The organism is Paracoccus marcusii, from assembly GCF_006151785.1.
GTDB lineage: Bacteria > Pseudomonadota > Alphaproteobacteria > Rhodobacterales > Rhodobacteraceae > Paracoccus > Paracoccus marcusii.
On sequence record NZ_VDDD01000034.1, the window covers coordinates 21,477 to 30,139 of the forward strand.

Consider the following 8,663-nt stretch of genomic DNA (forward strand, 5'->3'; position numbering starts at 1 on the left):
AGCGGGGCCCGGAACGGCCGGATTGCGTCCTCTTCCGGCGGCCGGGCAGCGGCCCGGGGCCGCATCCTCAACCCGCGATGCCGAATTGCTGGCGATAAGCGGCGGGGGGAATGCTGGTCAGCTTCTGGAACAGCTTGCGAAAGGCGGCGGGGTCCGAATAGCCCACCTCCCATGCGATGCGGTCCACCGGCGTCAACGTCCGCTCAAGCGCTTCGCGTGCCTTGGCGATCCGGACCTGCTGCAGATATTCGACCGGCGAGAACCCGGTCGCGGCACGGAAACGCCGTAGAAAGGTGCGCCCCGTCATTCCCGCCCGGTCCGCCAGATCCCCCACGCCCTGCATCGTCTGCGCATTGGCGTGTATGTGGTGCTGGCTCTGGCGGATCGCGTCATCGCCGTGATCGAATCGCGGCACGAACTGGGCAAAGGGGCGCTGGCTCTGGCGCGGTGGCTCGATCAGCAGGAAGCGCGCCGTGGCCAGCATCGTGGCAGGCCCAAGCAGCCGGTCCACCAGCGTCAGCCCCAGATCTGTCCAGGCCAGGATGCCACCGGCGGTCATGATGTCGCCTTCATCCACAACCATATGCGCGTCGGCCAGCTTCACCTTGGGAAAGCGCGCCGCAAGCTGGCGCGCAAAGGCCCAGTGCGTCGTCGCGCGCCGACCGTCGATCAGGCCGGTTTCGGCCAGAACGAACGCGCCCGCGCAGACCGAGCAGAGGATCGCCCCGCTGCCGTGCTGATCGCGCAGCCAAGCGGCCTCCGCAGGAGCGGGGGCCATCAGCTTAGGCAGGATGATGCTGGGCGGCGCGATGACATGCGTCAACCGGTGCGGCGGGCCCGGATGGCTGTCCCAGACGCAACCGACCCCGTCATCATCGGCTTGCCAATGCGAAACGCGGATGGCGCCCGCATCATCGCCGCTCAACTCGCCGGCAAGGCGAAAGAGGTCGGTCAGCCCGTGGATCGCTGCCAGCTGGCAGCCCGGATAGAGCAGAAGGCCGATTTCGGCCACCAGATCAGGGTTCTTGGTCATTGTCCGATTCACATCGGCTATTGTCATTTTCGCCACGCCTCTTGGCGAGCGCGAATGGCTACCTTGTCCATATGGAACGAAGGACAGCCTCATGAATGCGACCATCAACCGACGAACTCTGATGACAACCGGGGCCGCCGCGGCTGCCCTTCTGATCCTGTCACGCAGCCTTGCTGCTAAATCCAAAGGAGACATCGTCATGGCGACGATCACGACCCAAGACGGCACCAACATCTTCTACAAGGACTGGGGGCCGCGCGATGCGCAGCCAATCGTCTTCCATCACGGCTGGCCTCTGTCAGGCGATGACTGGGACAACCAGATGCTCTACTTCCTGGAACAGGGCTACCGCGTCGTCGCTCATGATCGCCGCGGCCACGGCCGCTCGGACCAGACAGATACCGGCAACGAGATGGACACTTATGCGCAGGATGTCGTCGAACTGGCCCGCGCGCTGAACCTGAGAAACGCGATCCATATCGGCCACTCGACGGGCGGAGGAGAGGTCGCGCGCTATGCCGCCCGGGCCGAGGCCGGCCGCATCTCCAAGGCCGTCCTGATCGGCGCCGTGCCGCCGGTGATGATCGCCTCCGAGGCCAATCCCGACGGCATCCCGCCGGAGATCTTCGACGGCTTCCGCGCCGCACTGGTCGCCAACCGGGCGCAATTCTTCCTGGACATCCCGTCGGGGCCCTTCTTCGGCTTCAACCGCGAGGGGGCGCAGGTCAGTCAGGGCCAGATCCAGAACTGGTGGCGTCAGGGCATGATGGGCGGGGCCAAGGCGCATTACGACTGCATCAAGGCCTTTTCGGAAACCGACTTCACCGAGGATCTCAGGGCGTTGAACATTCCGGTCCTGCTGATGCACGGCGAGGACGACCAGATCGTGCCGATCGCGAATTCGGCCCATAAGGCCATCAAGCTGTTGCGGAACGGCACGCTGAAGACCTATCCGAGCCTGTCGCACGCGCCCTTTGCTACCAACCCCGACCTTATCAATCCTGATCTTCTTGCCTTCGTCAGAGGCTGACGGGAAGCCCTCGGAAAGCCAGGACGTATCGCCCGATGCGCCTGCCTGCAGGCCGCAGCATAAAGCCGTGGCCTGTCAAACCCGCCCGACACCCGGCAGCCGCGCCCCCTTCGGCGCCGAGCTGAACGTCGAAGGCGTCATGTTCACGCAATGCTCGGGCACCAGAGATAGCAGGGTGGGCCGCATACCACTGCGGCCTGCTTTGCTTATCGACGATATGCCGAAGCCGAAATGACACGAGGAACTAGGTCAGCGGATGGGTGCGCCCCGACAGGCCATCACTGCCGCGCTGCAGGCGCATCCGTTCGTCCGGAGCCCTTACAGGTGCCCCGGGCACAGGGTTCCGTCAATGCCATCCCCGGCACCTGCATTCGGCGCTTAACATGACTGCATACCTGCGAGGAAACCATGAAAAGGTCCGCTCTTGCCTGCCTGCTCGCCGTGGCTGCCACCACCCTTCCGGCCCTTGCCGATGTCCACGAGGGCATCGGCGTCAACGCAATCGACAGGTCCATTGGCGCAATGACCAAGGCAGGGACGGTCGCCTACTTCATCGTTCGACATCGCCATCACGAATGCCACCGATGCACCAGTCGACCTCATCAGCCTGTGCTTCACCGCACAAACGATTGATGGGAATCTCTTCAACCTTGATACCGTTGACGCGGCTCTGACCACCGGGTCCCTTGACGCCGGCGACAGCGCGAACGGTTTCGCAAGCTTCGCGTCGAATAGCATAGAAGTGCGGTTTGCAACCTCGGTTCATGTCTCGGGCGATTGCTAGCGGACAAAGCCGCCAGTCTGTCCCTGGTTGAATGGGCGATTACGACAAGATCAAACATAGGATCATCATGAAGCTTCTTTTTTTCAGTGCATTGCTCGCTGCCCTTCCGGTCAGCGTGATCGCGAATACTCCTGACGCCAGACTGAACGAGCTTTACGGAATCATGCGGTCCCGGCTTGCGGACAACTCGGCAGGCAAAGAAAAGCTTGTCGAGGCGCAGCGCGCCTGGATCGCGTTTCGGGACAATGAGTGCCGTTTCCGGACATCCGGCATCCAGGGAAGCGCTGCGCCGATGGTCTACAATGCATGCATAGAGGATCTGACGCGGAAGCGCGTAAACGAGTTCGAGGACCTCCTCAACTGCCCCGAAGGCGATTTGGCTTGCCCTGTTCCCCGCGCCCCGTAAGGCAGGTGACTCGGCCTATCCTTGCGGCGCATCAGTAGGCCATGGCCGGTTCAGGCAGAGGGACCCTGGCAATCTGCAGCGCGCCGCGCGCCCAGCTTCACGTCATGATCTTGGAGAGGAGCAGACCATGCAGATGACCGATTACTGGACCTGGTGCCGTTCGGGGCTGATCGTAAGCCCACTGACACTAAGCACCATGACCTTCGGCGCGGGCCGGTGGGGCAGCGATCTGGCCGGGACGCGCCGGGTCTTAGAGGCCTATGTCGCCACCGGCGGCAACGTGGTCGACACGGCCGATGTCTATAGCAGCGGCGAAAGCGAGCGGATGCTGGGCGGCTTCCTGAAGGAGAGCGGCCTTCGCGATCGGATCGTGGTTTCGACCAAGTCGAGCTTTGCGCGCGCGCAGAGGAATCAGCTGCATGGCGGCAACGGCGCGATCAACATTTGGCTGGGGATCGAGGGTTCGCTGCGCCGGCTCGGGACAAACCGGATCGATCTCTACTGGATGCATGTCTGGGACCGCACCACCCCGCCCGAAGAGGTGCTGCGGACGCTGGCGGCGGCGGTCGCGCGGGGCAAGATCCTATATTACGGTTTCTCGAACACGCCGGCCTGGTATGTCGCCAAGGTGGCCAATCGGTCACCCTTGGATAGCGCGGCGAAGCGGGTCAGTCAGAGCAGCCAGCGGGTGGGCCGTTTCTGCGCTTATCCTGCGCATCCGCGACCCGCATGATCCTGACGCATCCGTTCCAGTCCTGTCTGTCTGGCAGGGGGAACACCCCGCGATTCTAGGGGACACGTCGCCCTGATCCCCACAACGCAAGGAATAATCGAATGCTGAAGTCTCTTTTCCCCCTCATGCTGCTTGCGGGCCCGGCCTTCGGCTCCAGCGATGATGCCTGGGCTGCCTTTGCCGCCGAGGTCGAGAATACGTGCCTTGGCGCTGTGGGCAACTCGATGTCCAACGCTTCCGCGGTGGTCGACCCGTTCGGTAGCCAAAGCTACGGTCTGGCCATCGTCAGCGGGCAGGTCGCCGAGGACCGCGTTGCAAGTGTGATCTGTGTTCTCGAAAAGGAAAGCCGCGCAGTCCAGATCGGCGGCGAGCTGGACATCGCGGTCACGCGGCCCTTATTGCAGCCGCTGACCCCGAGCGACATGGAGAACGCGGCGTTGGCAGGCGAGCTGTTCTGTGGCTTCGAGGCAGAGGGCAGGACGCTGCTGCTGGCTGCGGGCTATGTGGGGACGGACCGGCCCGCGGGAGCGGCTATCAGATTCTCTGGCCGCCTCATGACCCTCAGCGCACCGGGCGGGTTCAACGGCATCGTCGCCGGCACCGCCTTCACCGGACCCGACGGGTCGGTCGAGATCGAGGTAACGGGGCCGACGATCGAAGGCGGAGAGTCCCCTGCCCGTCCGGGGACACTGACGCTGCAGCCGAATGGTGGGGCCGAGATTGTGGTCGGGGGGCTGTGGCGCTGCGGGCCCTGACCTGCCACGGGATTTTTACTCTATCTGCGATTAGAGTCCGGCCCATGGAGAGAATGGATGAGGAAAAGGGCACGAGTTACGGAAGAGCAGATCATTGGCATTTGCAAGAGCATGAAGTGGGCGCGAAGTGCGCAGGTATCTGCCGCAAGCACGGGGTGTCGCAGGTTACATCCTATGCCTGGAAGGCTAAGTATTCTGGGTGACGGTGTCTGAGGCCAGGCGTCTGAAGGCATTAGAGAACGAGAATGCCAAGCCAAAGAAGGTGCTGGCAAGCCCAATGCTCGACAGGGCGGCGATGCAAGAGCTGTCCTAGAAAGTGGTAATGCCCGCCGTAATACGGGACAAGTTTCTGAGTGAGACACTATTTCGTAAACTTGCACGTGCCCGCGATCTGCCCAAAGCCTGGGTTACCGGCTACCACACCCCCCGGCCGCACTCAGCCCCGGCTACGAGACCCCCGCGGGCTTTGCCCGGCATTTGCCCAGCGCAATCGCCCGACTTTCTGCACGCAATAAAAGTTCAGCGGGGAGCCAGTGCAGCTGAACTGTTGCGCTAGCCCGCCGAAAGCTCCGGCCCCGCCGTGGTGGGGCCGGTCACTGATCAGACGTAGGTGAGCAGCTTCATCTGCGGTGCGAAGCTTTCGACGAAGGCCTCCATCGTGGTCTCGCCCATATCAACCGATTTCGCGTTTTCGCCGTGGATCACCGACACATCGGTGATTCCGATAACATTCATGATCAGTTTCATGTAACGCGGCGCGATGTTGCGGTCCGCGATCGGTGAGCCGTGGCCGTAGTAGCCGCCGGAGGCCACGATCAGCGTCGCCTTCTTGCCCGTCAACAAACCCTTGCCGTCAAAACCGAGGGTCAGGCCCTTTCTTACGATGTGATCGACCCATGCCTTCAGGCTGGAAGGAATGTTGTAATTGTAGACAGGGGTCGAGATCACGATCTCATCGGCGGCAAGTAACTCTTGCACCAGCTCATCCGATTTCGCGAGCGCTGCCTTCTGCTCTGCGCTCAGGGCCTCGGGCGGCGTGAAATATGCGCCCAGCCAGCCCATGGTGACATGGGGCAGCGAATCCTCGGCCAGATCTCGGGTCACGATCTGGCCTTCAGCATTCGCAGCCTTCCAGTCAGAGATGAACTTCGCTGTCAGGTTGCGCGAAATGGACCCAGCGCCGCGCGGGCTGGTCTCGACGAGAAGGAGATTGGTCATGTGTTTCCTTTCTGGGAAATCTGGGAAGGTTAGGCTCCGAAGGGGAACCCGAAAATAGGCTTGCCAAGGGCCAGCCCACGAAAATCGATATGGCCGCGCTCGCCCGAGGCGGCGCCAGCCACCACCATCACGGCCAGCAGATGATCCTCCTCGGGCTAGGCGTAGGAGGCGACAGGGGCTTCCGCCCATCTGATCAGCGCGTCGTCACGGGATCAGGGTCGCCGAAGCCGCCGGCCCTGCTCTAATATGTCCAACCACCGCGGAAGATCAGCACGCCTTCATTGCGAAGCGAGCGGAGCGCGCGAACTATTGCGAGATGCCCTGCCGGAACCTAGCCGCGGCGCATCGACAACTGCACAGGCGGGATAGGCGTCTCGGGCCAGATCAACTCGGATGGCACGAATACCTCAGGCTCCCAGCATCGCTCAGTATCTCGGTATCGCGGGCGCTGTCGATCCCGGCATGTCCCTGCAGGCGCTGCACCCGTGCTACAATATCCGGTGACCTTGGCGCTGGCCAAGTAGGCCGATAAGTGCAAGCCGAGCCCCCCCTTTAATCGTAGAACAGTAGCGGATTCGCAGAGGCGCTCACGGTCGGTGCATCCTCCTCCCAGTGCCCCGAGATGACGAGGATCACGCGCGAGCCTCCTGCGAGCTGCCCGACAGAGCAGGCGATATAGGCCTCTAACTCTCGGAAGCCGTCGCGTATAAGTCCTCCTTTCAAGAAAAAACAGGGGCCACAACCGTGATTGATGAGGTATGTTGATTGCATATGCGGAAGTTAAGTTGCGATGAGCATCTCTTGAAGACGTATAATAATGATGAAATCTATCTGGTTTTGAGATGGGTATGCTCAACGCTCTGACTCTTGATCAGCTGCGTGTCCTGGTGACCATTGCCGATGCTGGCAGCTTCTCGGCGGCTGGCCGCAGCCTATCACGTGCGCAATCTGCGATTAGCCAGTCTGTCGCCAATCTGGAAGCAACGCAGCAGGTGACTTTGTTCGACAGGGCAGGTCATCGTCCGGTGCTGACAGAGGCAGGGCGCGTGTTGGTGGAGCAGGCACGGCTTGTCCTTGCCAGCGCAGCTAGATTTGAGGCGGTGGCCGCGGGCACCCGGAAGGGACTAGAGCCGGAACTGGCGCTGGCGATTGATCCGTTGGTGCCCTCGGCACCCCTGATCAAAGGACTGCGCATCCTGCATGAAACCTGGCCGCAGCTGCCGATCAGCTTTTCTACCGAGGGACTTGGCGGAGCGCTGCGCCGGCTCCGCCGCAAGGAAGTGGCGCTGGCGATTGGCCTATTGTTGCCAGAGGTGCCCGAAGATGTGCTCGCCGTTCCGCTAACCACGGTTGACCTGGTGCCGGTCGTAGCGCCAATGCATCCGCTGGCGCACAAGGCCGGCCCGCTGACGCGCGCGGATCTAGAGCCGCATGTTCAGCTTGTTCTCAGCTCTGGCTTTGTCGCCGAAAGCCCCGACTATGGCATCGCGAGTTTCGCGCGGTGGCGGTTCCTTGATCTAGGCCGCCGGCTAGACTTTCTTCGTGCAGGGTTCGGCTGGTGCCGGATGCCGCGATATCTGGTAGAGGCGGACCTGAAAGAAGGGCGCATCGTGGAACTTGCTCTAGACGAAGATGCGGCCGCCCAAAAAGGCACGCTGACCATCTACGCTGCTCATTTGTCAAAGCATCCACCGGGACCTGCAGGACAACGATTACTGGCCGAGATGGGTAAGCGATGACCACCGTTCAGCGTAGCAAAAGTCTCAGGCCACAGGAACGGACGTTCGTCGCAGCCGCAGCACGGCCGACGCCAACTCCGTCACGAGGGGCGGAAAGCCGACTGACGATGGTGCCGCTTGGCAGTAGCAGCATCGTCGTGAAGCAGACGGCTCTCGTGTAAAGCTTACACTGCCCGCAACAGCCAACTAAACGTTGCTAAAGTATCGTCCGATAGCTTCTATCAGAAATCGCGCTGAAACAAAGGATCCATATGGCTGGAGGTCGTCATTCTTGTGTGCATCAGAGATGATTCCGCGAACTGCGCTCCTACGATCACCCTGAAACTTTCTAATCGCTTTGATTACGTGAGGTGCGGTGGCTTTATTCTTGAAACGTCCTATAATAGGTGATGCTTGCATTTAAGAACCGCTACTAAGTTGACCGGATGGTGATGCAGATAGTGATGCACCCCTTATCATTTATAGCAACATAAAATGTATCCTTTCCAACACAGAGCTAACGATTGGCAACGGTTTCGGTGCCATAGCTCAACTATGTGCTGTTTAGCTGCAGCCTCCAACCTGCAGGCTAGGTATGAATTGGCCCTATTCAGACCGGTCATCTGGGCATAACAATGGGGTCTAGGGGCACTGCCGGTAAGTCTTTCTGCTTTGAGCACGAATGTCTGGATTGGGGAGGCTGCAACGCTCCGCTTGGCAGTTGTTGACCGTATGCTTTGGGCCGCATGCGTCTAGACCAGACTTGAGTATCGGCTAATCAACGCCAGTGTGGTCGCTCGATCCAAATCGACGATTGGTGGGAGCGGCTTCAAGTGGCGCACCCGCCTGCTCGCCATTGACGCCCCTGCCGCCAAGGGCAACAAACGATGCATATTTATCGGGGGAGCCTCATATGTAAGCGCGACGTCGCGGCCCTATGCGGTGAGGCTTGACGGCTGTGCGTGCCGCCAGGGCATGAGGTCTTC

Annotated in this window: 9 protein-coding genes and 1 pseudogene; 8 read left to right on the forward strand and 2 right to left on the reverse strand. The window is 61.2% G+C overall.

What is annotated here, in order from left to right:
* Positions 1-67: 67 nt before the first annotated feature.
* Positions 68-1,246 carry a GlxA family transcriptional regulator gene (locus FHD68_RS07560; protein ID WP_244297785.1) on the reverse strand — a complete coding sequence of 393 codons (1,179 nt, stop codon included), beginning with the start codon at positions 1,244-1,246 and terminating at the stop codon, positions 68-70.
* Between FHD68_RS07560 and FHD68_RS07565 the strand changes: the two genes are divergently transcribed.
* The 7 genes and pseudogenes from FHD68_RS07565 (at position 1,233) to FHD68_RS19865 (ending at position 5,297) form a co-directional block, all read left to right on the forward strand.
* Complete coding sequence (locus FHD68_RS07565; protein ID WP_127897294.1) at positions 1,233-2,063, forward strand: alpha/beta fold hydrolase; 831 nt, start codon at positions 1,233-1,235, stop codon at positions 2,061-2,063. The genes FHD68_RS07560 and FHD68_RS07565 overlap by 14 nt on opposite strands.
* Positions 2,064-2,670: 607 nt before the next feature.
* On the forward strand, positions 2,671-2,847 hold the full coding sequence (locus FHD68_RS19860; RefSeq protein ID WP_371706152.1) for a DUF4354 family protein: 177 nt from the start codon (positions 2,671-2,673) through the stop codon (positions 2,845-2,847).
* Positions 2,848-2,878: 31 nt separating this feature from the next.
* Positions 2,879-3,253, forward strand: coding sequence for a lysozyme inhibitor LprI family protein (locus tag FHD68_RS07575; protein WP_127897295.1), 375 nt, complete (start codon positions 2,879-2,881; stop codon positions 3,251-3,253).
* 127 nt (positions 3,254-3,380) lie between these two features.
* Positions 3,381-3,986: an aldo/keto reductase gene (locus FHD68_RS07580; RefSeq protein ID WP_127897296.1), complete on the forward strand. Its 606-nt coding sequence runs from the start codon at positions 3,381-3,383 to the stop codon at positions 3,984-3,986.
* Positions 3,987-4,087: 101 nt separating this feature from the next.
* Positions 4,088-4,741: a hypothetical protein gene (locus FHD68_RS07585; protein ID WP_127897297.1), complete on the forward strand. Its 654-nt coding sequence runs from the start codon at positions 4,088-4,090 to the stop codon at positions 4,739-4,741.
* Between the two features lie 57 nt (positions 4,742-4,798).
* Positions 4,799-5,048: pseudogene (locus tag FHD68_RS19495) on the forward strand (transposase); the annotation flags it as partial.
* 15 nt (positions 5,049-5,063) lie between these two features.
* The gene (locus FHD68_RS19865; protein WP_127897298.1) at positions 5,064-5,297 is read left to right on the forward strand and encodes an integrase core domain-containing protein; all 234 of its coding nucleotides are present in this window, start codon (positions 5,064-5,066) and stop codon (positions 5,295-5,297) included.
* A 44-nt stretch (positions 5,298-5,341) separates the two neighbouring features.
* Here FHD68_RS19865 and FHD68_RS07595 read toward each other — a convergent pair whose 3' ends face one another.
* Entirely contained in the window at positions 5,342-5,959 is a 618-nt protein-coding gene (locus FHD68_RS07595) for an FMN-dependent NADH-azoreductase (protein WP_127897299.1), read from the reverse strand.
* An 842-nt stretch (positions 5,960-6,801) separates the two neighbouring features.
* On the opposite strand from FHD68_RS07595, the gene FHD68_RS07605 reads away from it, so the two are divergent.
* Positions 6,802-7,698: a LysR family transcriptional regulator gene (locus FHD68_RS07605; RefSeq protein ID WP_240542458.1), complete on the forward strand. Its 897-nt coding sequence runs from the start codon at positions 6,802-6,804 to the stop codon at positions 7,696-7,698.
* Positions 7,699-8,663: the final 965 nt, after the last annotated feature.

What these genes read in the sequence shown, in the direction of transcription:
- FHD68_RS07565 (WP_127897294.1), top strand. Translation starts at nt 1,233, where the DNA reads ATGGCGACGATCACGACCCAAGACGGCACCAACATCTTCTACAAGGAC.
- FHD68_RS07575 (WP_127897295.1), top strand. Translation starts at nt 2,879, where the DNA reads ATGGGCGATTACGACAAGATCAAACATAGGATCATCATGAAGCTTCTT.
- FHD68_RS07595 (WP_127897299.1), bottom strand. Translation starts at nt 5,959, where the DNA reads ATGACCAATCTCCTTCTCGTCGAGACCAGCCCGCGCGGCGCTGGGTCC.
- FHD68_RS19865 (WP_127897298.1), top strand. Translation starts at nt 5,064, where the DNA reads ATGCCCGCCGTAATACGGGACAAGTTTCTGAGTGAGACACTATTTCGT.
- FHD68_RS07605 (WP_240542458.1), top strand. Translation starts at nt 6,802, where the DNA reads ATGGGTATGCTCAACGCTCTGACTCTTGATCAGCTGCGTGTCCTGGTG.
- FHD68_RS07585 (WP_127897297.1), top strand. Translation starts at nt 4,088, where the DNA reads ATGCTGAAGTCTCTTTTCCCCCTCATGCTGCTTGCGGGCCCGGCCTTC.
- FHD68_RS07580 (WP_127897296.1), top strand. Translation starts at nt 3,381, where the DNA reads ATGCAGATGACCGATTACTGGACCTGGTGCCGTTCGGGGCTGATCGTA.